General features: G+C 56.2%; 19 protein-coding genes and 4 pseudogenes. 13 read left to right on the top strand and 10 right to left on the bottom strand.

The window, feature by feature from the left end; genetic code table 11:
* The first annotated feature begins 170 nt into the window (after window positions 1-170).
* Window positions 171-2300 (top strand): hypothetical protein, encoded by a 2130-nt coding sequence (locus AC0L7U_RS04550; protein WP_473694151.1) that lies wholly within the window; start codon window positions 171-173, stop codon window positions 2298-2300.
* A pseudogene (gene fliP, locus AC0L7U_RS04555) lies at window positions 2297-3071 on the top strand (flagellar type III secretion system pore protein FliP). The gene AC0L7U_RS04550 and the pseudogene fliP overlap by 4 nt, the downstream one beginning before the upstream one ends.
* A 223-nt stretch (window positions 3072-3294) precedes the next feature.
* On the opposite strand, the gene AC0L7U_RS04560 reads toward fliP, so the two are convergent.
* The 8 genes from AC0L7U_RS04560 to AC0L7U_RS04595 form a co-directional block, all read right to left on the bottom strand.
* Window positions 3295-3879, bottom strand: coding sequence for a hypothetical protein (locus tag AC0L7U_RS04560; protein WP_473694153.1), 585 nt, complete (start codon window positions 3877-3879; stop codon window positions 3295-3297).
* A complete protein-coding gene (locus tag AC0L7U_RS04565; protein ID WP_473694155.1) occupies window positions 3806-4111 on the bottom strand; it encodes a hypothetical protein in 306 nt (101 codons plus the stop codon). The genes AC0L7U_RS04560 and AC0L7U_RS04565 overlap by 74 nt, the downstream gene beginning before the upstream one ends.
* A gap of 17 nt (window positions 4112-4128) precedes the next feature.
* Complete coding sequence (locus AC0L7U_RS04570; protein ID WP_473694157.1) at window positions 4129-5892, bottom strand: hypothetical protein; 1764 nt, start codon at window positions 5890-5892, stop codon at window positions 4129-4131.
* On the bottom strand, window positions 5855-7444 hold the full coding sequence (locus tag AC0L7U_RS04575) for a hypothetical protein (RefSeq protein ID WP_473694159.1): 1590 nt from the start codon (window positions 7442-7444) through the stop codon (window positions 5855-5857). Before AC0L7U_RS04575 ends, AC0L7U_RS04570 begins: the two co-directional genes overlap by 38 nt.
* A 191-nt stretch (window positions 7445-7635) precedes the next feature.
* Window positions 7636-8190, bottom strand: coding sequence for a MotE family protein (locus AC0L7U_RS04580; protein WP_473694160.1), 555 nt, complete (start codon window positions 8188-8190; stop codon window positions 7636-7638).
* 193 nt (window positions 8191-8383) lie between these two features.
* On the bottom strand, window positions 8384-8941 hold the full coding sequence (locus AC0L7U_RS04585; RefSeq protein ID WP_473694162.1) for a DUF6468 domain-containing protein: 558 nt from the start codon (window positions 8939-8941) through the stop codon (window positions 8384-8386).
* Complete coding sequence (fliM, locus tag AC0L7U_RS04590; RefSeq protein ID WP_473694164.1) at window positions 8938-10164, bottom strand: flagellar motor switch protein FliM; 1227 nt, start codon at window positions 10162-10164, stop codon at window positions 8938-8940. Before fliM ends, AC0L7U_RS04585 begins: the two co-directional genes overlap by 4 nt.
* Before the next feature lie 20 nt (window positions 10165-10184).
* The gene (locus tag AC0L7U_RS04595) at window positions 10185-10694 is read right to left on the bottom strand and encodes a flagellar basal body-associated FliL family protein (RefSeq protein WP_473694166.1); all 510 of its coding nucleotides are present in this window, start codon (window positions 10692-10694) and stop codon (window positions 10185-10187) included.
* Between the two features lie 276 nt (window positions 10695-10970).
* On the opposite strand from AC0L7U_RS04595, the gene flgF reads away from it, so the two are divergent.
* The 4 genes from flgF to flgH are packed head-to-tail and all read left to right on the top strand — an operon-like array spanning window position 10971 to window position 14277.
* Complete coding sequence (flgF, locus tag AC0L7U_RS04600) at window positions 10971-11717, top strand: flagellar basal-body rod protein FlgF (RefSeq protein WP_473694168.1); 747 nt, start codon at window positions 10971-10973, stop codon at window positions 11715-11717.
* 21 nt (window positions 11718-11738) lie between these two features.
* Window positions 11739-12521: a flagellar basal-body rod protein FlgG gene (gene flgG, locus AC0L7U_RS04605; RefSeq protein WP_473694170.1), complete on the top strand. Its 783-nt coding sequence runs from the start codon at window positions 11739-11741 to the stop codon at window positions 12519-12521.
* Window positions 12522-12532: 11 nt separating this feature from the next.
* Complete coding sequence (gene flgA / locus AC0L7U_RS04610; RefSeq protein WP_473694172.1) at window positions 12533-13525, top strand: flagellar basal body P-ring formation chaperone FlgA; 993 nt, start codon at window positions 12533-12535, stop codon at window positions 13523-13525.
* The gene (gene flgH / locus AC0L7U_RS04615; protein WP_473694174.1) at window positions 13525-14277 is read left to right on the top strand and encodes a flagellar basal body L-ring protein FlgH; all 753 of its coding nucleotides are present in this window, start codon (window positions 13525-13527) and stop codon (window positions 14275-14277) included. The genes flgA and flgH overlap by 1 nt, the downstream gene beginning before the upstream one ends.
* 284 nt (window positions 14278-14561) lie before the next feature.
* Here the strand turns inward: flgH and dksA are convergent, their stop codons facing one another.
* Both dksA and AC0L7U_RS04625 read right to left on the bottom strand, forming a co-directional pair.
* Window positions 14562-14978, bottom strand: a complete 417-nt coding sequence (gene dksA, locus AC0L7U_RS04620; RefSeq protein WP_473694175.1) for an RNA polymerase-binding protein DksA — start codon at window positions 14976-14978, stop codon at window positions 14562-14564.
* A 168-nt stretch (window positions 14979-15146) separates the two neighbouring features.
* Window positions 15147-15563, bottom strand: coding sequence for a flagellar assembly protein FliX (locus tag AC0L7U_RS04625; RefSeq protein WP_473694177.1), 417 nt, complete (start codon window positions 15561-15563; stop codon window positions 15147-15149).
* A 523-nt stretch (window positions 15564-16086) separates the two neighbouring features.
* Between AC0L7U_RS04625 and AC0L7U_RS04630 the strand changes: the two are divergent.
* The 7 genes and pseudogenes from AC0L7U_RS04630 to AC0L7U_RS04660 all read left to right on the top strand — a co-directional run bounded on the left by AC0L7U_RS04630 (window position 16087) and on the right by AC0L7U_RS04660 (window position 22759).
* A pseudogene (locus tag AC0L7U_RS04630) lies at window positions 16087-17161 on the top strand (flagellar basal body P-ring protein FlgI).
* On the top strand, window positions 17161-17478 hold the full coding sequence (locus AC0L7U_RS04635) for a rod-binding protein (protein WP_473694179.1): 318 nt from the start codon (window positions 17161-17163) through the stop codon (window positions 17476-17478). Before AC0L7U_RS04630 ends, AC0L7U_RS04635 begins: the two are co-directional and overlap by 1 nt.
* Entirely contained in the window at window positions 17478-17960 is a 483-nt protein-coding gene (locus AC0L7U_RS04640; protein ID WP_473694181.1) for a flagellar protein FlgN, read from the top strand. The genes AC0L7U_RS04635 and AC0L7U_RS04640 overlap by 1 nt, the downstream gene beginning before the upstream one ends.
* Window positions 17961-18178: 218 nt before the next feature.
* Window positions 18179-18571, top strand: coding sequence for a hypothetical protein (locus AC0L7U_RS04645; RefSeq protein WP_473694183.1), 393 nt, complete (start codon window positions 18179-18181; stop codon window positions 18569-18571).
* A gap of 372 nt (window positions 18572-18943) precedes the next feature.
* Window positions 18944-20081, top strand: a pseudogene (locus AC0L7U_RS04650) (flagellin N-terminal helical domain-containing protein).
* Between the two features lie 209 nt (window positions 20082-20290).
* On the top strand, window positions 20291-21430 hold the full coding sequence (locus tag AC0L7U_RS04655; RefSeq protein WP_473694185.1) for a flagellin N-terminal helical domain-containing protein: 1140 nt from the start codon (window positions 20291-20293) through the stop codon (window positions 21428-21430).
* A gap of 191 nt (window positions 21431-21621) precedes the next feature.
* Window positions 21622-22759, top strand: a pseudogene (locus AC0L7U_RS04660) (flagellin N-terminal helical domain-containing protein).
* The last annotated feature ends 130 nt before the right edge of the window (window positions 22760-22889 follow it).

The raw sequence follows: 22889 nt of genomic DNA on the forward strand, positions 1-22889 counted from the left end.
CTGAAATCATTTTAGCCGCCGCCGTGCCACAGAAGCACCCACAACTGGCTATAAGCAGTCTTGCCAAGTGTGGAATACAGTGACACTCAGACTTAAACATCCTGAAGCTGGTGGCAGAGAAGAATCGAACGCGAATCGGCACCCGAACAGCCCGTAGTAATGAGGACGGCATGTATACTTGGATTTCTGAAAACCTCGGGTTTCCCGACGCAGTCGCAAGAGCAATGTCCTTTGCGATCGCGCTGGCGATCGTTCTGTTGCTGATCGCGCTCTTCGTATACATCCTCAAGCGCCTGACGGGTACACGCGTCCCAGGTGGACGGTCGCGTCAACCACGACTGGCCATCATGGATGCCACGAACATCGACACCCGTAGACGTCTGCTGCTGATCCGTCGTGACGACGTCGAGCACCTGATTCTCGTTGGCGGCGGTAATGATTTCGTCGTCGAGCAGAACATCGTTCGCAGCCCCCGAACACCAGGGCCAGACACAGGGGCACGGCAAACGCCGTCCATCAGCACGACGCAGACCCCAATCCCTTCGCCTGCGTATCGCGACGCGCCTGCCATTGAGTCGACGCAAGGTCCAGTTCAACCGGAAGTCAGACCTGACCCGGAACGCATATCCGCTGCCGTTGACGGGCTTCCGCAGGTTGCGGACGCCGACTTTGCCCAAATGGAGCAGACCGCACCAGAAGAGCACAAGGCCGCAGAACTTTCAGTGCCTGCGCCTGCCGTGTCCACAGCTCCTCGCGCTGCTCGCACGCCATCAGAGGGACGCGAACGCTCGGTCCGCTGGGCCCCTGAGCATCCGGCAGACAAAGTCGTTTCAGATGCTCCACGTGCGGCTCCTGTCTCTCCCGCGGCGGCGGAAGAGACCCGCGAAGCATCGCGTACCAAATCTGCCGATCCCGGTGAAGCAGAACAACGGCGCATCGCCGCCTCCGTCTTTGGCTCGCTTGATCAGCCGTTTCATGGCGAAGCCCATGATCGCGGCTCCCTCGACAATGCCCGCCCCCGTCAAGACCGCGCACCGCGCCAGACATCGCAGGCCGCATCCTACGATGCCGACAACCGGGACGATGATGCGTTCGGCAGTGACCGCGTCACCGCACAACCAACGGTTCGCGCACCTCGCCCAGAGACCGATTTTCCCGATCAGGCCCCTCGCGTCGTACCGCCAGTGCAAAACGCGTTCACCGCGAGTGATGATGAGGTAGAAGAGCGCAAGGCACGCTATGACGCGCGTCATCGCGATCATGATCTTGACGCTGGTCGCAGTCCGAGACGCACAACGACGGAACAGGTTGCCGACATCGCCCGTGACCTTGGGCACTTTGCCCGCGACCCGAACCAGGAACAATCGTTTGTCCGTAAGGCCAGCAGTGTGCAGATTTCGCCGCCTGCATCCGGGCCAGCCGCGCGTGCAACAACTGCTTTTCCCAATGGTCTGAGAAGTCGGGCAGACGACGATGACGACCAATCTGACCAGAATGGCCGTGGACAGTCTGCTGCCGGGCGCTCCCACTTTGGCGCGCCAACCAGCGGCCCTTTGAAGCCCATTGCCGTCAACCGACCTGATCGTCACCTGACTGCGAATGGAGAGGATGACCCGCTTGCTTCAACCGTCGTCAAGGCTCCCGCGAAATCCGTTGTCAAAAGCTTCGTCGATCAGGTGACAGCGACCCGCCAGACATCCATGCGATTCAACAAGCAAGCACAACCTCCGCGACCGGCAGAAACAAGCAAAGCACGTTTCAAAGTCACAACAGCCCGCGAAACCACTGTCTCCGAACGGACCGTGTCAGAAGTCACCGTATCTGAAACGGACGACGAGCAATACACCCATCAAAACAGATCGCGAACCGTATCGTTCTCTGACCGGGCCATGCAAACGCATGAAACCTCCATGGATGATGATGAGAGCATCACCATCCTGTCACAGCCGGTGGTTCGTGACGGTGTAACAGCCTATCGCGCAACTGCATTTGGCCGCACGGACGGTCCGCATGGATCGGAAGAATTATACATCGAGCACAGCAGCAGCGAACCCGCGTCAGCCGACAACGATCTTTTTGCCGGTGATGGCCCCAATGGACTCGTCGATGTATCACCACCTACGTCCGATACACGTGGGACCAGCGATGCACGCACGCTATCGGCCTATAGCCAAAGCCGCAACATGCGGATGCCAGACCCTGTCGTGCGAGTGCCGAACGCCGATCGCCGCGACGTAAACCCCATCGAGGACGAAATGGCGAAACTGATCAACGAACTCGGCGGATCGAAGAAATCATGACATCGACCATCAGCCGCTCACGCAACAAGCGGCTGATTGCCCTTTGCATCGGCTCGTTTCTGACGCTCGTTCTTGGCCTGACCACGGCGGCCTATGCGCAGGACATAGGACTGAATTTTGCGCCCGGCACCTCGCTGACAGAGCGGTCGGTACAGCTTGTCGCGCTGATCACGGTCCTCAGCCTTGCGCCGTCGATCCTGATCATGGTCACGAGCTTTACCCGCATCATCGTGGTTCTGTCGTTGCTGCGCTCGGCCATCGGCCTACAAACGGCGCCCCCCAACACGGTGCTGATCTCGCTTGCCCTGTTTCTCAGTGCCTTCATCATGGCACCGACATTTCAGACCGCTTACAACGACGCGGTCGAACCTCTGGTCAACGGCGATATTACATTGCCTCAAGCCTTTGACCGGGCTCAAGGGCCGTTCCGCACCTTCATGCTCAAGCAGGTGCGCGAAAAGGACCTGATGTTATTCCAGCAGATGTCCGGACGACCGGAACCGGCAACCCCCGACGACCTTACCATGAGCACGCTGATTCCGGCCTTCATGATCAGTGAGTTGCGTCGCGCCTTTGAAATCGGCTTTCTGCTCTACCTGCCGTTTCTGATCATCGACCTTAGTGGTCGCCTCCGTCTTGATGTCCATGGGGATGATGATGCTTCCACCTGTCGTGATCTCCCTGCCCTTCAAGCTCATTTTCTTTGTGCTTGTTGACGGCTGGAATCTTGTCGCTGGCAGCCTGATCCAGAGTTTCGGCGGGACTGGTTAAGCATCGCTGTCTATCTGAAACTGAAAAAGCCATCGCCTTTCACAAGACGGTGGCTTTTAGTTTTCTTGACGTTTTCTGTATCAGCAGCAGGCACCAAAATAAGTTACGGACCCAAGTTTGGAGACAAAGGCTGCGATGGGCCGAGACAGTAGTATGAAAACGGCTCACTTCGGTACAAAGCAGTTCAGAAAGCCTCACTTAAAGAAGAGAGCTGTCTTCACAATCACCCGTTGTTGGTTGCTGGCGCTGCCGGGGGTGCAGCTCCCGCATTGTTGGCCGGTGCCGTCGGTTGAGCACCGCCGGGTGCCGCCGGCGCTGGCGTATTGGCAGCGACCGGCTCACCCATACCACCATCTGCATTCCCGGATGGGGTCATGTATTGCTTGCGATATTGCTGAAGAAAGGTCTCAAGCTCATCCGTCTCGGAGATCTGCTTTTCGACGTTCAGAAACTCAACGCCTTTTTCTTCGATAGGACGGGTCACCGTCTCAAACGCCAGAGATTGCGGTGTATCAGCCATTTTGGCTAGGTACTTCTGCTTGATCCGATCGAGGCTCAACTGATCATCGGCTAGAGAGTAGGCAATCGCCGCCTTGAGAATATCCCGTTGCTCGGTCTTGTCGAGCGGCACATTGTCTTGCCAACGTGCGCCATGCATCGCCTCTAACGCTTCACCGGCCTCGCGCCAACTCTTTGCTGCCCACAATGTATCGGCACGCAGACGCTCAACATCTTCACCACGCATATTGCGCACCAGTTCGAGCGCCAGATCCGGCCGCCCACTTTCCGTCAGAGCACGCGCTTCCACCACATTCCGCTGACGCTGCAACTCCGGCGGCAAAGCGGCCTGCCTGGTTTCTGTTGAGCACCCGCAAGGCTTTCTCCGGCTTGCGGTCGCTGAGATAGATGGCAGCAAGATCGGCAGCAATCTGCGCCCGTGCTGCGCCCTTCAAACGATTATCGACCTGATGTTGCAGCAGATCCTCCGCCTGATCCAGCAAGTCAACCTCGACAAGACGACGCGCAAGATTACGCACCATTGCATCGCCCTCATTACCTATGGCGGCACCATTTCCTTGAAATCGTAAAACAGCGCAAGCGCCTTGACCGGAGGCATCTTGTTGGCTTTGCCATCCAGAAACAGCGACGAGAACAGTGTGCTCATTTCATCTTGCAAAAGGCGTGTGGTCTGCGCATCCGGATTGGCCTGAACTGCGGACCGCATCGCCTCGAACGCCTCGCGGTAATTGCCTTTTTCCGACTGCAACTGAGCCAGTAACCGCAAGGTCTTCAATTCGGTCTCGTCGCCACGCCAGGATGTGGCCAGACCTTCAAGATTGTTGATCGCATCATCAATCTTCTCATCGCCGTCGCGATAGCGAATTCGCAGCGCCCTGTAGCGAGCCTCTGCCGCCCGGGGGCGATCGTCGGACTTGGCGACCAGATCAAAGGCTCGCAATGCCTCCTGCGAGCGTCCGGAAGCATCCGCGACCCGACCCCGCAGAATGTCATAACGGGCGGCCTGTGACGCACTCATATCGCTTGGTTCGATCTCGGCCAGAATACCGGTCGCCGCTCCAAAATCATTGGCCTCGACCATGGCCCGGGCAGCAGCCAGCTTGAACTCTGTCTGCAAGGAAACCGGATAATTGCCGATAATTGCACGCCCGCGTGGCAAAGCGATACGGGCTTCCGTCCACTGGTTCAGGTTGGCATCAACAATGGTCTGCCACACAGCCGCGTCGGCACTGTCGCGCAACTGCGGTCGGCTGAGGTATTTGTAAGCTTCCTTTTCACGCCCGGCAAGCGCATGAGAAGCCCCTTGCATAAGGTTGAAAGACGCACTGTCGGCAAGGGTCGGATCTTCCTCCACCGCCAGATCCATCACGCCAAGCGCCTCCTGAGCGAATTGATGCGCCAAGTAGAACTTGGCAAGGTTCATCAAGGGGGCACTGCGCTTGCCTTGCGGCTCATTGGCGAGTGTCTCCTCAAGCTGCAAGAGCTTATCGCGATAGTTTGCCGGATCCTCGGTCTTCAGAGAAACAAATTCGACGCTGCCCTTGTCGCTGGGGCCAGCGACCGAATCCATACTGGAGTGACGTTCCGCGTTGGCTCCCGTGGAAATAGACAAGCCCTGCGGACGCTGAATGACGACGTCATCTCCAGACAACGAGACTTCGACATCGTCTGACTTCTTCACAAGGGCGACACCCTGAGCCGACGACAGAGCATTCAGATCGACAAAATCATGAGCCTTCAACACACCGCGCGCCGGACCAAAGCCTGTCACCACAGTGATCTTATCGCCGACAAATGGATCTGCAATTTCATGTACCTGCTGCGGATCGCCATATTTGATACGCAGAACAGATCCACCGTCACTGCGAATATTGCGGTCAATCGTGAGAGGCCTCGACGGCGCAAGAATCATGTTGCCAATCACGAGGTTCCAGGCATTGCCCTCCAATCCGACCGAGGCCAACGCCGGGCTCGACAGATCGACACGGAGCACCTGATAACCGTCCTTGCGGTCTACTGAAATCGAGTTTGACATATCTGCGAGAGCCGAACGCAGACCACGCGTATCGATGGTCGCTTCCGTGTCAAAGATCATCCAAACCGTGTTGTGACGCCGAAAAACAGCGCTGGCAACCGGCTCGGAAAAGGGAAACACAACGCGCACTGTATCACCGATACGCCGCGCCTCGGCTGAAACGAAACTGCGCGCTTCTGCACCAACATTTTGCGGCGGCGTTTCAGGCGATGGCTCCGCATTGCCAGCCTTAGTCGGAGATCTGAGCCTCTTTCCAGACCTTCTCATCGCGCTTCGGACGCCCCTCAATCTCAATCGCGGGAGGCATCACTTCAGCAGTTCGCGCTGGTGCCTGTGCGTCTGCCTGAGCCATCTCCGAGGCTGGAGCTGGAACCTCCTGCGCCGGTGTTGCCTCATCGGGCGTCGTGCGAATGGGCGCGCGTGCAGCCGCTTTGGCCGGTTCAGATGTCTGGGCCGTCTGCGGAGTTTGAACCGCAGGCGTTGGCTTGGCAGGAACAGTCGCAGGCGCGGCCTCCGGAGCAACGGACGTTGCCTGTTGCGGCTGGCTGGCCTGCGTTTCAGATTCGGTGTTCGGCTCGGGCTCAGGGGCCGGTGTCACAAGGGTCATCGGCGTGCCGTTTGGCGTTTCCGGCGTGCCCTCTTCAGCCGCAGTAGTGTCATTCGCCTTTGGCAGGGAGGCCGTCACATCAGTACCAAAAGCCACCTGATCGGGTGTCACAGCTGCCATCTGATCAGCGGGCAACACCGGCAGGCTCGCGGCCGGTTTGGGGGCCGGGGTTATCGGCTGCGCCGCAGCAGGAGCAGGCTGCACCGGGGAGGCTTCCGACGCGGCAGCATCAGACGACTGATCCGTGCTGTCTTGGGCCGATGGAACGACAGGCACTTCCGTATTCGGATCGCCGTTCAACTGCGCTGCACCAGCGTCTTCCCCCGGATCGCGATTTGCGGGCGCGTTGATCACCGACGACTGATCACCTTTCGGCTCAACACCCATCTTGCGATCAATCTCGGCGTTGAGTGGATCGGGCTTTGTCATATCTGCGGGTGTGATATCCACCACGTAGGTGTTCTTCTCGCGAAACGCGCGAATGTCCACCTTGGGATCCAGCCGCATCAAAAACTTGAGCTTTCCCTTGTCCTTGAAGGCCGCGGCATCCACCACACCGGGCGGCAAATTGGTCTTCATCTCGGTAATGTCGAGATCGGCGGGATGATTGAAGGACACCCGCACCACATCACCGTCACGCGCAAAGGAACTGTCGAAATTCACAGACCAGTCGAACACCAGACGAGTGAAAGTCGGATGGGTTCCAATCCTCAGTTTGACGGACGGACCATCCTGCGCCTGCAACCGATCCTGCTCCAGCGCGCGCACCTTCTGCAAGGCTTCCTTCGCCCGTTCGGCCAATTGCTTGACGACATCTTCAGGCAAACCTGGAGGCAGACCCTGCCAGTTCTTCGGCAGTATATCGACGAACAGTTTTTCGCCCGCTTCCAGCGTACTGATGCGATAATCGGATTTCAGCGCAAACCGCACGGCCGTGCCATCCGGATCACTGCGGGCAATCGAAATGTAATCGCCCAGCTTCAAGGGAACATTATCAACGTTTGCATCCACCGGCGCCTCAAAGGACACTTTGAGAACGCCGCCTGAAACCGAGGCATCATAATTCGGCAACAAGGTACGCTTACTGAATGTCAGAATGATCCGGCCATAGCCGTTTTCCGCAATTGCCTGCACATCAACCGGCTCGGCAGACTGCGCCATGGCAGATCGGACCGGCACCAGCACAGCAAAAATGACGGCACAAATGGACAAAAAAAGGCCGACTGCGGGGAGACGCGCAGAACGTGCCCGGTCGCTCCGCTTCAGGCGAAGGCCTAATCGTCGAAGTGGACCGGTTTGAAAGAACACGCTGTCAGTTTCCCCTGGATGCAGATTGGCCAACCATCTTTATGCGCGTTGACTTAACGTGGCCTTACAACGGCCTTACCAAACAGTCGTTCTCGTCAATTGGACTGAATTTTCGGCAAGGCCTGCGGGGAAGAACTCGCATCGGCAGATGCCTGCTGAGGCGGGGTCTCGTCGGTTGCCAAGGCAACGGTCAGTCGCTCAGCCGCCTCTGGCGACATCTTACCAAGAATATCCGCCATTTTACGCGGTTTCATACTGCGAACAACCTTGAGAAGAACATCAAGGTTCAACCGGTCGAAGATGCGCGCCGCGTCTTTCGGCTTCATGTTTTCATACATCTTCACAACACCTGCGATTTTCTCGTCTTCTTCCTTCTTCTTCTGCTCGGCAGCCTGATTAATATTGGTCTGCAGCTTCTTTAGCTCATCGACGCGCTTCTGGATGCGCTCTTCTGTCGCTTGCAGCAGTTTTTCGCGCAAATCCAGTTCACCACGCTGTGATTGCAACTGCTGACGGCGCTTGCCAAGGCTTTCCAGCACCGCACGCTCCGCAGCAGATCCGCCAATCTCGCTGGAATCCGGTAAAGCCGGCGGCATATTGAGATCAGGCGTCGCACCACCGGCCTTGGTGGACGCATCGCCTTGCTGCATCTTGGCATCGTCAGGCGCAGCCTTCGTCGTGCCAGCATCCTTGGGAGCGCCGGGTGTCGCAGTATCCGTTTTTCCTGGGCCACAGCCCCTTCAATGGGCATAAAAATGCCCGAGCCGCCCAACGCGAACGAAAGCAGCTTCAGCGCCAAAAGGGCGCTGGCAGCTACTACGATCATGGGCAGCACTCTTATATTCATGCGACAGCACCGTTTGCATTTCGTCTGAAGCGTTCAACACGTGCCGTTGCTTCCGCAGCCGCGCTGCGAATATCGGCGACACTGAAACTCCGCGTCTGGGTCGTCGAGGCGGCAGCCACATCTTCGCTTGCTGCCGGCGCTTCGCTCTGCACGGGGGCCGGAGCACTCACCGCTTCGGCCAAGGCCGTACGAGCCAAGGACACATCACGCCCTGCGTCGGCCTTGCGGGCCGCCTCTGCAATCTGACTGATGCGGGTAAAGATTCTGTCTCCTTCAACGATCTGCTCGCCGAGTTTCTGCGACAAGCGCTCTGCGTCAGTGAGATGATTGCCAAGCGTCTGGTCCGCACCTGCGGCTGTCGACTTCAGACCCATGATCGCCCGCTCGGCAATTTCGGTGGCCGTAATAAGCTCGGAAATCGTTGCCTTCAGCGTTTCCTCATCGGACCGCAGATGTTTCAGACGCTTGTTGAGCAACCAGCAATAGGCAATCGTGACGACAAGAAGAACCGAAACCAAGCACTCGATGAGCATACCGATAGGAAAAGTGGTCATTGTGTTTCCATTTCTTTTTGCATGGCCCGTTCGAAAGCAGCGAGCGTCATCTTTGGTTTCTTGAGGTTCTTCGCAACACGAATGGCAATCGAATCATCAATCTTGCCCATCGTTCCTTCGGTCAGATGAATGTTGCCACACTTCAGTTTCACAAGGTCCGTTGGCTCCACATCGAAAACCAGCGTCTGACCGACGTCCAGACTAAGCACTCGACTGAGTGGCAGATGCGTTTCATACAGAACCGCATCCAGTTCCACTTCAGCGGAATGGATCTCCGATGCCAAATGGCCTTCCCAGATGGGATCACGCCCGAACTTTTCGCCCATGAACATCTGCAGCAGCAGATCGCGGATCGGCTCCAGCGTGGCATAGGGCATCATGATTTCAACCGTGCCGCCGCGATCTTCCATGTCGATGCGAAGCTCGACCAGAATAGCCGCGTTGGCCGGACGAGAAATGGCGGCAAACCGAGGGTTTGTCTCCAGTCTCTCAAGGTTGAAGCGAACCGGCGACAAGGGCGCGAACGCCTGCTCGGCATCCTGCAAAATGATCTTCACCATCTGCTGGACAAGGTTCGTTTCGATCGTCGTATAAGGACGGCCTTCAACGCGAACCGCACTGGCGCCGCGTCCGCCGCCAAGCAGCACGTCGATGATCGAATAGATGAGGCTTGATTCAACCGTCACCATGCCGAAGCCGTCCCACTCCTCAGCCTTGAAGACACCGAGAATGGCCGGCAACGGGATCGAGTTCAGATAATCGCCAAATCGAACGGAGTTGATCGAATCAAGCGATACTTCAACATTGTCCGAGGTGAAATTGCGCAAGGACGTTGTGGTCAGACGCACGAGGCGGTCAAACACGATTTCCAACATCGGCAGGCGCTCATACGTCACCATGGCTGAGTTGATCAGCGCCCGGATGCCACTCTGGTCGCCCGCAATCGTGTCTTCAATGTTGAAGCCGAGAAGATTGTCGATTTCTTCCTGGTTCAGAATACGATCAGCGCCGCGCGTCGCATTTTCCAGCTCCGGCTCGCTGTCATCGATCATCGCCGCCCACTGGGCCGCCATGTCGTCGCCACCACCAGCACCCTGCTCCTCAAGCGCAGCTCCCCAGGCCGCAGCGAGATCATCATCATCGCTGCCGGCGCCCTGCTCTGCGAGAGCCGCCCCCTGAGCATCAGCCATATCTGCTTCGGACAGATCGTCGTCGTCGACCATTGTGTCACCAAGTGCTCAGGTTACTGGACCAGTATTTCCTTGAACAGCACACCTTCAACGTGTCCTGGATATACGGAAACATTAATTCTACGCAGCAGCTCTTCCTTGAGCCGGAACAACCCGGCCGATCCTTCAAGGTCTGCTGGACGCAACTCGCGCATATACACCTGAAAGGCATCAAGTATTCTCGGCAGATACGGTTCAATCTTGCCGATCATTTCTTTATTCTCGACTTCCAGCGCCACCTGAACCTTGAGATAGGTCGCCCGCCCGTCGGTGGCCAGATTGACCGTCATCTCAGGCAGATCATAGAAAACAACTGGTTTCTGCGCTGGCTTGGCAGGCTCCCCATCGGCCACAGCAGTTTCGCCACTGTCACCGCCCATCAGGAAGAAATAGGCTCCGCCGCCAATTACCAGAAGAGCCACGAGCCCGATCACACCAAAGAGGACAAGCTTCTTTTTCTTGCCGCCTCCGGCGTCATCGCCGCCGCCGTCTTCTGTGTCGTCAGCCACCCCTTCGTCAGCCATTAGGCTCTCCGCATCCATGCCCGCGCGTAAAAGTATCTAAAGAGTTAATGGTTAACGAATCCTTACCAGAGCGTTAACGCATTCAACCCGGCAATAATTGCCACACGGTTAATATCTGCCGGAACTTCTTGCCTTTGACACTTCGTATTTTTGACGTTTTCGGCCTTTTGCCCATGTTTTTCAGGCGTTTAATTTTTGGCACGCTATGTGCATTAAGCATTGCAAGCCGCGAATCTGGGGAGATTGGCGGCCTTTCGGGGAGTAAAGGATTCAACCATGGAAAACGCGCAGCTCGTGACACTGTCGCGCCAGACGGTTCTCAGGAAACAGCTCAATGTGGTCGCCAACAATATGGCGAATCTCAACACCACGGGCTACAAGCGGCAAAATATGCTCTTTGAGCAGTACATAATGCCGGTTGCCGAGAACAACGCCTTTCCGCGCAAGTCCGACGAAGACATTTCGTACGTTCATGATTACACCACCGCCCTTGATATGTCGGACGGTGGCATCAAGACGACGGGGAATGATCTGGATGTCGCCATCAATGGCAAGGGCTTTTTCGCCGTCCAGATGGATGACGGCAGCGAGCGGTACACACGCGACGGCTCGTTCCAGCTCAACGCCAACGGCACGCTCGTTACCGATGACGGTCACCCCGTCATGACAGATGGTGGCCCGATCGTGTTTTCGGCCGCCGACGGCAAGGTCGAGATCGCCAAAGACGGCACGATCAGCACCAAGCAGGGCATCCGTGGCCGTATCCGCCTCGTCGACTTCACCAATCCGCAAACAGACCTCCAGAAGGAGGGCGACAATCTGTTCCAGGGTCAAAACCCCGTTCCAGTCACCAACGTGCGTGTTGAACAAGGAGCCATCGAAGGCTCCAACGTCAACGGCGTTGTGGAAATGACAGACCTCATCAAGCTGCAGCGCGCTTATGACAGCGCCACGAAGCTGATGCAACAGACCGACGATTTGCGCCAGAAGGCCATCGACCGGCTCGGTAAACTCAGCTCGTAATCGCATCGAAGGAACAGACAAATGAAAGCTCTCCAAATCGCTGCGAGCGGCATGCAGGCGCAGGAACTCAACGTTGAGGTCATCTCCAACAACGTCGCCAACATGCGAACCTCCGGCTACAAGCGCCAGCGCGCAAATTTCCAGGATCTACTCTACCAGAACACCCGCCGCATGGGCTCGCAGACCTCTGCCGCCGGCACAGTGGTGCCAACCGGCATCCAGATCGGTTCTGGTGTGAAGACAGCGTCTACAACCCGCATCATGTCACAAGGGACGCTGGAGCAGACCAACAAGGAACTCGACGTTGCGGTTCGCGGTGAAGGCTTCTTCCAGATCCAGATGCCGGACGGCACGACCGGCTACACCCGCGACGGCTCGTTCGAGCGAGACCCCAACGGCAATCTCGTGACTGCCGACGGCTACATTGTTCAGCCTGGCATCACCATTGGCGATACCAACCGCGACGTAACCATCACGTCTGATGGGACGGTGCAGGCAGCTGATGCCAATGGCAATACGGTCAATCTCGGCCAGATTGAATTGGCCCGCTTCGTCAACAAAGCTGGCCTTGAGGCCATCGGCGACAACCTGTTCAAACAGACGGACGCATCCGGTGACCCGCAAACCGGCAATCCGGGAGACGACATCTTCGGTACCATTCAGCAAGGTTATCTGGAATCGTCCAACGTCGAAGCCGTTTCTGAAATCTCGGACCTCATCGCCGCACAGCGCGCTTATGAGATGAACTCCAAGATCATTCAGGCTGCCGATGACATGTTGCAAACGACGTCGAACATTCGATAGGGAGCCGGACAATGAAACGCATTCTTGCGATTGTTCTGACGCTCACCGGACTGGTGGCGGTCGTGCCCGCAGCCTTCGCCGACAGTACACCGGTGCTGAACTCGAATGTCACGACGCTGGCCAACGTGGTCACCATTGGCGACTTTTACGAGAACGCAGGACCCTATGCCGACGTACCGTTGTTCAGGTCGCCAGATCTTGGCACCTCGGGCAATGTGCCCGCCGACGTGGTTGCCAAACGCGCCCGCGCCGCTGGTCTGATTACTGCCGGGACCAACGGTCTGCAATCCGTTTTGGTCAGCCGCCGGGCAGAAGTCTACGATCAGAACCGCCTCAAGAGCATGGTGAAAAGCGCCATTGCCAAGCAGGGTGGCGGCTTGACTGCGGACGATCTGGAGATCCAGTTCTACCGGACACCGCAGCCCATTCAGGCCAATCCCTCGGCAGATGATCCGGTCGAGATCTCGCATGTCAGCTGGTCCCGCAGCGACGGCCGTTTTCAAGCAGAGCTTGCTGTCAGCGGTATGCGCGGCACCTATCAGGTCGTGCTGACAGGCTATGCCCGCGAAACAATGGAAATCGCTACTCTGTCGCGCCCGCTGCACCGTGGCGAAATCCTGCGCCAGAGCGACATCGAGATGAAGCGCATGGCCGTTGCTCTGATCCCGGCGCACGCCCTCAATTCGGCAACGAGCGTTGTCGGCATGGCAGCCACGAACAACCTGCGCCCCAACGCACCGTTGATGCCTCGGAACTTCGAGTACCCCGTGCTGGTGAAGCGCGGCGACAAGGTCACGCTAACCTACCGCATCGGCGGCATGAGGCTGACAACGCGCGGCAAGGCCATGGATGACGGCGCCAAGGATGATGTCATCGACATCATGAACACCACCAGCAAGCGGATCGTCCAGGGAACAGTTGTGTCCCGCGGCCAGATTGCGGTCGAAAACCGGAACCCGAAGGTGGCCAGCCTGAGCACCACCCCCAAGGGGAGCGTCCAGTGATGGCGATGACCAAGACACCTTTTGCCCTGATCACCTGCAGTCTGCTGGCGTTCAATCTTGCAGGCTGCGGAGCGGCCACCCGATTGGCAGACGTTGGCAAGCAGCCTGCCCTGACCGCCATTCAGGACCCCACGACAACGGCAGGCTATCGTCCGGTGCGTATGCCGATGCCAGAACCAGAACAGGCCCATTACAACCCCAACTCGTTGTGGCAATCGGGCAACCGCACCTTTTTCGGCGATCAGCGCGCCAAGAAGGTCGGCGACATTCTGACGGTCAAGGTCACGATTGCCGACAAAGCCCAGTTCGACAACACCACTGAGCGCAAACGCACAGACACCAATTCCACCGGAGCGGGTGGCGCTGTCGGTGCGGCACTGAATACCGTCTTGCTTCCCGCCGGAGCGGATGCCAGCAACCTTGCATCGATCGACAGCTCGAATGATTACAAGGGCGAAGGCAGTATCGACCGGAAGGAAACTCTGCAGACATCCATTGCCGCAGTTGTTCTACAAGTCTTGCCAAACGGCAATCTGGTGATTGAGGGCCGGCAGGAAGTTCGTGTCAATTACGAAGTTCGGGAGCTGGTCGTCGCCGGTATTGTGCGCCCGGAAGACATCTCGTCTGAAAACATGGTCGACAGCGACAAGATTGCCGAGGCCCGCATCGGCTATGGCGGTCGCGGCCAGATCACCGATGTGCAGCAGCCGCGCTATGGCAGCCAGGTCATGGACATCATGCTGCCGTTCTAAAGAAATTCGGTAAGGGCCCCCTAGCCGATCTCCTCCCCCGGTCACAGAAACTGGTTTTCTAGAAACGGCGTTGCTGTGACTGATAAACGGGTACGGTACCTCGCTCCCCGAGTGCCGTACCCGTTTTCTTTTCTGCCATCCCCACAGGTGAACATCAAGACATGGCCTTTGGTCAGCCCCTATTCTGCCAAAAAGCCAGATCATGTTTTCCAAACATAAAAAAATCCCGACAGCGTCTGGCCTGACACTATCGGGATATGAAATTCTTCTCTGTGCGTTTGCGTTTACTCGTCCCGGTAAACGCGCTCGCGTCTTTCGTGGGCCTCTTGTGCCTCGATCGAAAGGGTAGCGATGGGGCGTGCTTCGAGACGACGAACCGAAATGGGTTCTCCCGTCTCTTCACAATAGCCATAGCTGCCATCTGCAATGCGTTCCAGCGCCGAGTCGATCTTGGAGATCAGCTTGCGCTGTCTGTCACGGGCACGCAGTTCAATTGCGCGATCCGTTTCCGAAGAGGCTCTGTCGGCCAGATCGGGGTGGTTCTGGCTTTCTTCCTGGAGGGTGGCAAGCGTTTCCTTGCTCTCGCGCAGAATGTCATCTTTCCAGGCGAGCAGCTTGTTCTTGAAGTACTCACGCTGTCTGTCACTCATGAACACTTCGTTCTCAGACGGACGATATTCAGACTCAAGTTCCAACGTCATCGATAGCTCCGGATCTCCGTTAGATTGTCGGCAATATATCGTCACGTAAACAAAGCGACAACGCTCCTTTTCAGAAATTTAACGTGCAAAATAGTGATTTAAATTCAACAACATAAATAAAGGCGATCAAATTACAGGCAAAGAACGCCGCCGAAACGACCACATCAATCAGAAGAATCGGCCCAGTTTTGCAAGCTCAACCTTGGCCCGCAATTCGATCTCGCCGAGCAACTTATCAAGCTCCTCGTCCCCGCTCTCCTCGCGATCAGAAACCTGCCGCAACAAGGCATCAAGCCGCTCAGGGGCAACCCGCCCCTCAAGCATATCCAGCTTCAGATCGTCGAGAATATCGAGCATCGAGTGGCCCCGCTTCTTGGCCTTCTTCTTGCGATCCGGCTGCGGCCCGACTTCCTGCAAGCTCAGAAGTGACTCAACATTAAAGACACTGGATGCACCGGATGATTCACTCGTCTCGCTTGCACTTTCAGAGAAATCCGGTGCAAACGTCGAATTGCTGGAACCCGCCCGCTTCTTGCGGTTGCCGCCAGATACACTGGACGTTGAGTTGGGTCCATTGATACGCATTCTGCCTCCGGTCGATTGCCTGTGTTCGGCCACACCACGTTATAACAGTCGTCAGGTCGGCACCTGAAGGCACCCTTCTACCCGCAACCAAATAAGGACGGACAACCGAAACTCCGCGAGCCTTGCCATCCAGCGCCCGCGCCATCACAACGCAGACGACCGACATAGCGGGTCGCAAGATCGTCACCATCATGATGCTCCCAATATCTTCAAAGAGATAGATCAGATATTCGAGGCCGTTCTATGACGGTTAGAATCTGCCGAGAGGGTAAAAGAAAAACCACCAACTCGGCAATGTTTGCCTCCCTCAATACCCATCTATGTTGCGCGTCTTCTCGACTATTTTTTCAAACCACTGATTTATATAATCAATTTTTTTAAATTGTGATGGAACCACTTTGGCACGGCATTCGCAATATGAACTGCGAATTCACGGGCACGGTGTGCCAGAGACAGATTTTGCCGTAGTCGGGGCACTCGCATGAAGATCAGGTTTTTTATCGGTTTCGCTCTGCTTGCCTTGATGATGTCCACCATCGTCGAGCCCGCGTTTGCCGCCTCCCGCATCAAGGACCTTAGCCGATTTCGAAGGCATCCGTGAAAACCAGCTCATCGGCTACGGCCTTGTCGTTGGCCTGAATGGCACTGGCGACAACCTGAAGAACGCCCCCTTCACCAAACAGAGCCTGCAAGCCATGTTGGAACGTCTCGGGGTGAACATCCGCGACGTTGATCTGAATACCAACACGGTTGCTGCCGTCATGGTCACCGGCAACCTGCCGCCATTTGCAACGCAGGGCACACGAGTAGACGTCAATGTGAGCGCGCTCGGCAATTCCTCCAGCTTGCAAGGCGGCACATTGCTTGTCACGCCGCTGGTCGGTGCGGACGGTCAGGTCTATGCCATTGCGCAAGGCTCGGTCGCCATCGGAGGTTTTTCTGCACAGGCTGATGCAGCATCGGTTGTTCGCGGTGTTCCAACTGCGGGCCGCATCACAAACGGCGCGCTCGTTGAGCGCGAACTCGACTTCAAACTCGCCTCGCTGACCAGCTTGCGCATTGCCCTGCGTAATCCGGATCTGACGACCGCACGCCGCATTGCGCTTGCCATCAACGAATTGATCGGCGAACCAACGGCAGAGCCGCTCGACCCGGGTACAGTGCGGATCAATCTGCCGAAAGACTACGACGGCAACATCGTCGACCTGCTGACAGACATCGAGCAACTTGTGGTTCAGCCCGATCTGCCCGCCCGCATCGTGATAGATGAGAATTCCGGCATCATTGTCATGGGCCAGGATGTGAAGGTCTCTACTGTCGCCGTCGCCCAGGGCAACCTGACCGTGACCATTTCCGAAACACCTCAGGTCTCACAGCCGAACCCTCTTGCCAACGGCCAGACGGCAGTGGTGCCACGATCCAATCTGACTGTGAACAGCGATCCTAACGCCAAACTCGCTATTGTTCCGGAAACGGTAACCCTGAAGAAGCTCGTCGATGGCCTCAACGATCTGGGCATTGGCCCACGCGACATGATCTCCATCCTTCAGGCGATCAAAGCCGCAGGTGCCCTGCAAGCCGAAATCGAGGTGCTGTGATGACTGACAGTCTACAATTAAGCAGCACGCAATCGCAGACAAACCCGTTGACCCTGCTGAAAGGCCTGGATCACAGCAACAAGGCTGCCGTTCACAAGACGGCGCAGGAATTCGAGCACGTCTTTTTGAAAAACATGCTGCAACCGATGTTCGATACGCTGCAAGGCGGTGGCACCTGGGGCAACGGCCCTAGCTCCGACATGTGGCAAGGCATGCTCGTCGACGAATACGCAAAGTCCATCACCAACAGCGGCGGCATTGGCATTGCCAGCACCGTTGAGCGCGAGCTCCTGTCGGTTCAAGAGGCCTCACAGTAATGACCAGAGAAACACAGCCAATGCCATTTTCCGAGGAACGCCCGCACACGGCCTCCGAGGCAACCCTGTTTTGCGCAACGCTGGCTCAAACGATGGAAGGCCTTTTGCGCCTCATTGAAAGGGAGACAGAACTGGTGCGGGCCGGCAGCCTGCGTGAAGCCGGTGTGCTTCAGCCGGAAAAGGCCCGTCTCATTCATGAATACACACGCGGCATGCTTTGTGCGAAGGAACACTCAGTTGCGCTCGGCAATCTGTCGCCTGGCGCAGCGCGCGATCTGCGCCGCCAACATGCCGAGTTCCAGCCCTTGCTCCGCATTAATCTGGCTGTCCTATCGACTGCCCGTGACGTGGCAGGTACCATTGTCAGCACCGTCGCGAAAGCCAAAGGTGCGGGCCAGAAGCCAACGACTTATGGTCGCAAAGGCACCAAGCCAGCCGGACCGGACATGATCAATGGCATTTCGGTTAATCGCTCTCTGTAATAGACTCAGGCCAGACGACGTCACTCCAAGGTGATATGAGATGACGCCGTCCCACTTTACCTGCTCACCAGATCTCGCTGGAAAAGACAAGTGAGTTACTCTGCGTAAGAATCGTTACAATCGTTAAAATTGTAATGGTCTTTGTTATGTCGCGTTCAGACCTAAGGTCTAAGGTCGTTCCATCGGGTACTCCACAAGCCTACCCGGAGGGCAAAGCAATGGAAACGACAGCAGTAAGGCCACCAGTACCAACGTATACTTCGATCACACCGACGACACGTGCGCCTGAAGTCACGCAACCCGCCGCCACAACAGATGTTCCGGCTCGGGCAGCCGTCAGTCCCTCATCCGACACCAACGACAGCTCTCGCTCGTCGGACAATGGCAACGGAAAAAACGACGAGGGCACAGCCGAATTCCAGACACCTGTCGACCGGCTGGAGCGCAAGAACCTGATCGACCCGGACAGCGACACCCTTGTGTTCGTTGCAACCAACCGAGATACAGGTGAAGTCGTCCGTCAGATCCCGAATGATTCCCTGCTGCGGCTGCGGGCCTATGCGCAAAAGCTTGAAAAGCAGGAAGACAATTCGGTCGAGACTGCGGCCTGATCAAAGCAAGGCACGCCTTTGACAGCGATAGCACGCTTTAAAAGGATGCCATAAAGTCGCCGGCCAGATCGCGCGACCGCTTCTGATCCTCATCGTGAGGTCTGCATAAATTCAAAATTCACAAGCCCTGCCCCGACCCGGATCTTCTCAAGATTACCCCGCAAACTTTCAAAGCCCCGCATTGGGGCTTTTCTTTTATCCAAAAAAATCAAGTAAATATAATGATCTATATCAGTTCGTTTACTGTATTGATTTTAATTGACTTAACGTTAATTGCCAATAACCAACTTAATTATCATTCGATACAAATTTTAAACTCAGGATCTCTCCTGTCATTCAGAACGAATGATTGGGATAGAAAGGGATCTAGTAATGAGTGGTATTACTCTTTCAAGTGCAGTACGCACGAACCTCAATGCTCTTCAGGCGACATCTGACCTGATGAGTTCCGTTCAGGAACGCTTGTCGACCGGACAAAAAGTCAACTCGGCTCTGGACAATCCAAACTCCTTCTTCACGGCGCAAGGTCTGAGCAACAGAGCCAGTGACCTCTCCTCCCTCCTCGACGACATGGGGCAGTCGGTTCAGACATTGAAGGCCTCCGACAAGGGGATCGAGGCCATTTCAGATCTGGTCGATGCGGCGAAAGCCAAAGCCAACCAGGCAGCGCAGACGTCCAGTCAGACCGAGCGGGCGCAGTATTCCAAAGAGTACAATGAGTTGCTGACGCAAGTTGAAGACCTTGCCAAGGACTCTGGTTACAAAGGCAAGAACCTGCTTGGCGGGACAGGTAACGACCTCTCCGTGACCTTCAACGAGGACGGCACGTCTTCCTTGTCGATCTCATCTGTCGATTTTACAGACACATCGCTTTCCACCGGCCTGAACCTGTCCGACCTGGCAGAGGGAGCAAGCGGCACGGCGACCATCACCCTCAGCACGGGCGTCACGGCGGGCACATTGCTGTCAAACGACAGCAACTATGCGGTCGGTGACACCATTACGTTGACAGATGTCAACGGGACGGACATCGCGGAATTCAAAATCGAGGATGACACCACCGCACAGGACTTTGTCGACTTTCTGGACGAGCAGGATGGCGTGGACGCGAGCATCACCGGCACAGCCATCTCGATCGAGATCCGAATACCAAATCACCGTCGACAGTGATGGGTCCGGCTACTCCTCAACAACAACCGCTGGCGGCACAGACTCAGGCTTTGCCAAGGACGATGCAATCGACACAGTGTTGAGCGGATTGCAAAAGGCTCAGGACACTCTCCGGTCGCAGGCCTCCACCTTCGGGACCAACCTGTCCATCGTGCAAAATCGACAGGACTTTACAGAGTCCCTGGTCAATACGCTGGAAGAAGGCGCGGGCAAACTAACCCTCGCCGACACCAACGAGGAAGGGGCGAACCTTCTCGCCCTGCAAACGCAGCAGACTTTGGCCTCGACCTCCCTGTCACTGGCGGCCCAGGCAGACCAGAACGTCTTGCGATTGTTCTAAACATGACCCTAGGTATTTTTTTAAAATAAAGTAAAAACAAGAGCATGGCGATAGATACTCGCCATGCTCTGCTATCGTTTCAAACTGCATTAACGTAAGAATCTTCGTAACCATATTTCTTTACGTTTGTTTACTTCCACCCTGCCATGTTCAGTCGCGTCGGGTCCAGAACGGACCCAGTAATGCGTACATCCTAGAAAGGATACATCATGGCTGATAGCATCAATCTGTCCTCCGCAGTTCGTTCGAACCTGAACGCCTTGCAGGCAACCTCCAAGATGATGAGTTCCGTTCAGGAACGTCTGTCGACGGGGAACAAGGTCAATTCCGCGCTGGACAACCCGAACTCCTTCTTCACAGCCAAAGGGCTGAGCAATCGCGCGAATGACCTTTCGTCCCTGCTCGATGACATGGGCCAGTCGGTCCAGACGCTGAAGGCAGCCGACAAGGGTATTGAGGCGATTTCGGATCTGGTCGATGCCGCAAAGGCAAAGGCCAACCAGGCCGCTCAGACATCCAGTCAGACAGAGCGGGCCCAGTATGGTCAGGAATACAACGAACTGCTGACGCAGATCGAGGATCTGGCCAAGGATTCGGGCTACAAGGGCAAGAACTTGCTCGGCGGGACAGGTAACGACCTCTCCGTGACCTTCAACGAAGACGGCACGTCTTCCTTGTCGATCTCGTCTGTCGACTTTACCGACTCGTCGCTCTCGACCGGCCTGAACCTTTCAGACCTGGCCGAAGGCACCAACAGTGCAGCGACCATCACTTTGAGCACAGGAGCCACCGCCGGTGCCCTTCTCTCAGGTGATAGCAACTATTCTGTTGGCGACACCATCACGTTGACCGACGTTAACGGAGCCGAGATTGGCGAATTCAAAGTTGAAGACGACACGACCGTTCAGGATTTTGTCGACTTCATTGATGAGCAGGATGGCGTTGATGCGAGCATCACCGGCACAGCCATCTCGATCGACTCCGAGTATCAGTTGACCGTCGACAGTGACGGAGCTGGATATTCGGCAACGACAACGACTGGTGGCACGGACTCCGGCTTTGCCCAGGACGATGCGATCGACACCGTGTTGAAAGGCCTGCAAAAGGCTCAGGATACACTGCGCTCGCAGGCCTCCACTTTCGGTACCAACTTGTCCATCGTGCAAAATCGGCAGGATTTTACCACCTCGCTGATCAACACTCTGGAAGAAGGTGCCGGCAAGCTGACCCTAGCCGATACCAACGAGGAAGGTGCAAACCTTCTGGCTCTGCAGACACAGCAGTCACTGGCTTCGACATCCTTGTCGCTGGCAGCTCAGGCCGACCAGAACGTGCTGCGACTGTTCTAACAGCCCCTTGCAAACTGCGAAGAACGGCGGGTTTCACGACCCGCCGTTTTATTTGACTGAAACCAATCATTAACGTTAATACACGCTAACCATAATTCTTTACTTAAGGTTATTTAGATCAAACTTTAATCAAAATCGTAAGTTCCAGGAAGGAACTGAGTATTGCGTAGATCAAGGAAGGTCTTTTTACTATGGGTGACATCACCATCTCCAGCGCCGTGCGCTCCAACCTCATCGCTCTCCAGTCCACATCCGATCTGATGAGTTCCGTTCAGGAGCGTCTGTCAACGGGCCGGAAGGTCAACTCGGCGCTGGACAACCCGAACTCCTTCTTCACGGCCAAAGGACTGGAAAACCGGTCCAGCGATTTGTCGTCCCTTCTCGACGACATGGGCCAGACCGTTCAGACATTGAAAGCATCCGATCAGGGGATTGAATCGATCTCTGACCTGGTTGACGCCGCCAAGGCAAAGGCCAACCAGGCTGCACAGACATCCAGCCAGACAGAGCGCGCTCAATATGGCAAGGAATACAATGAGCTCCTGACGCAGATCGAAGATCTGGCCAAGGATTCCGGCTACAAGGGCAAAAACCTGCTTGGCGGAACCGGCAACGACCTTTCCGTGACGTTCAATGAAGACGGTTCGTCTTCCCTTTCGATCGCCTCCGTGGACTTTACAGACACGGCGCTCTCGACCGGCCTGAACCTGTCGGATCTGGCGGAAGGCACAAACAGCACCGCCACGATCACCCTGAGTGCAGGGATCACAGCCGGCGCCCTCTTGTCGACAGATCCCAGCTATTCTGTCGGCGACACCATCACGTTGACAGACGTCAACGGCGCAGAAATCGGCGAATTCAAGATCGAAGACGACACGACCGTTCAGGATTTCGCCGACTTCCTCGATGATCAGGACGGCGTCGATGCCAGCGTCAGCGGGACGGACATCTCCATCGATTCCGAATACCAGCTTACGATTGACAGCGATGCGTCCGGCTATTCAGCAACGACGACTGCTGGTGGCACGGACTCAGGCTTTGCCAAGGACGATGCGATCGACACCGTGTTGAAAGGCCTGCAAAAGGCCTAGCGACACGCTGCGCTCGCAGGCCTCCACTTTCGGGACCAACCTGTCCATCGTGCAAAACCGTCAGGATTTCACGAACTCCCTGATCAACACGCTGGAAGAAGGTGCTGGAAAACTGACCCTGGCTGACACCAACGAGGAAGGTGCAAACCTTCTGGCTCTGCAAACGCAGCAGTCACTGGCTTCGACTTCCCTGTCGCTGGCAGCGCAGGCGGACCAGAACGTTCTGCGATTGTTCTGACCCCTCCCCCAAATCAGTGAAAACCAAGTTCAAAAGGCGGGCCACAAGGCTCGCCTTTTTACATTAGGTCATAAGTATATTTTACAATATTACTGTAATTTATTACAATGACCGAAGACAAAATTTCTAA

It is taken from the genome of Roseibium sp. 10G30-5 (genome assembly GCF_055809635.1).

Excerpts from the sequence above, each read along its gene's own strand:
- AC0L7U_RS04550 (WP_473694151.1), top strand. The coding sequence starts at position 171 with ATGTATACTTGGATTTCTGAAAACCTCGGGTTTCCCGACGCAGTCGCA.
- AC0L7U_RS04565 (WP_473694155.1), bottom strand. The coding sequence starts at position 4,111 with ATGGTGCGTAATCTTGCGCGTCGTCTTGTCGAGGTTGACTTGCTGGAT.
- AC0L7U_RS04570 (WP_473694157.1), bottom strand. The coding sequence starts at position 5,892 with ATGAGAAGGTCTGGAAAGAGGCTCAGATCTCCGACTAAGGCTGGCAAT.
- AC0L7U_RS04580 (WP_473694160.1), bottom strand. The coding sequence starts at position 8,190 with ATGCAGCAAGGCGATGCGTCCACCAAGGCCGGTGGTGCGACGCCTGAT.
- AC0L7U_RS04585 (WP_473694162.1), bottom strand. The coding sequence starts at position 8,941 with ATGACCACTTTTCCTATCGGTATGCTCATCGAGTGCTTGGTTTCGGTT.
- fliM (WP_473694164.1), bottom strand. The coding sequence starts at position 10,164 with ATGGTCGACGACGACGATCTGTCCGAAGCAGATATGGCTGATGCTCAG.
- AC0L7U_RS04595 (WP_473694166.1), bottom strand. The coding sequence starts at position 10,694 with ATGGCTGACGAAGGGGTGGCTGACGACACAGAAGACGGCGGCGGCGAT.
- flgF (WP_473694168.1), top strand. The coding sequence starts at position 10,971 with ATGGAAAACGCGCAGCTCGTGACACTGTCGCGCCAGACGGTTCTCAGG.
- flgG (WP_473694170.1), top strand. The coding sequence starts at position 11,739 with ATGAAAGCTCTCCAAATCGCTGCGAGCGGCATGCAGGCGCAGGAACTC.
- flgA (WP_473694172.1), top strand. The coding sequence starts at position 12,533 with ATGAAACGCATTCTTGCGATTGTTCTGACGCTCACCGGACTGGTGGCG.
- flgH (WP_473694174.1), top strand. The coding sequence starts at position 13,525 with ATGGCGATGACCAAGACACCTTTTGCCCTGATCACCTGCAGTCTGCTG.
- dksA (WP_473694175.1), bottom strand. The coding sequence starts at position 14,978 with ATGACGTTGGAACTTGAGTCTGAATATCGTCCGTCTGAGAACGAAGTG.
- AC0L7U_RS04625 (WP_473694177.1), bottom strand. The coding sequence starts at position 15,563 with ATGCGTATCAATGGACCCAACTCAACGTCCAGTGTATCTGGCGGCAAC.
- AC0L7U_RS04635 (WP_473694179.1), top strand. The coding sequence starts at position 17,161 with ATGACTGACAGTCTACAATTAAGCAGCACGCAATCGCAGACAAACCCG.
- AC0L7U_RS04640 (WP_473694181.1), top strand. The coding sequence starts at position 17,478 with ATGACCAGAGAAACACAGCCAATGCCATTTTCCGAGGAACGCCCGCAC.
- AC0L7U_RS04645 (WP_473694183.1), top strand. The coding sequence starts at position 18,179 with ATGGAAACGACAGCAGTAAGGCCACCAGTACCAACGTATACTTCGATC.
- AC0L7U_RS04655 (WP_473694185.1), top strand. The coding sequence starts at position 20,291 with ATGGCTGATAGCATCAATCTGTCCTCCGCAGTTCGTTCGAACCTGAAC.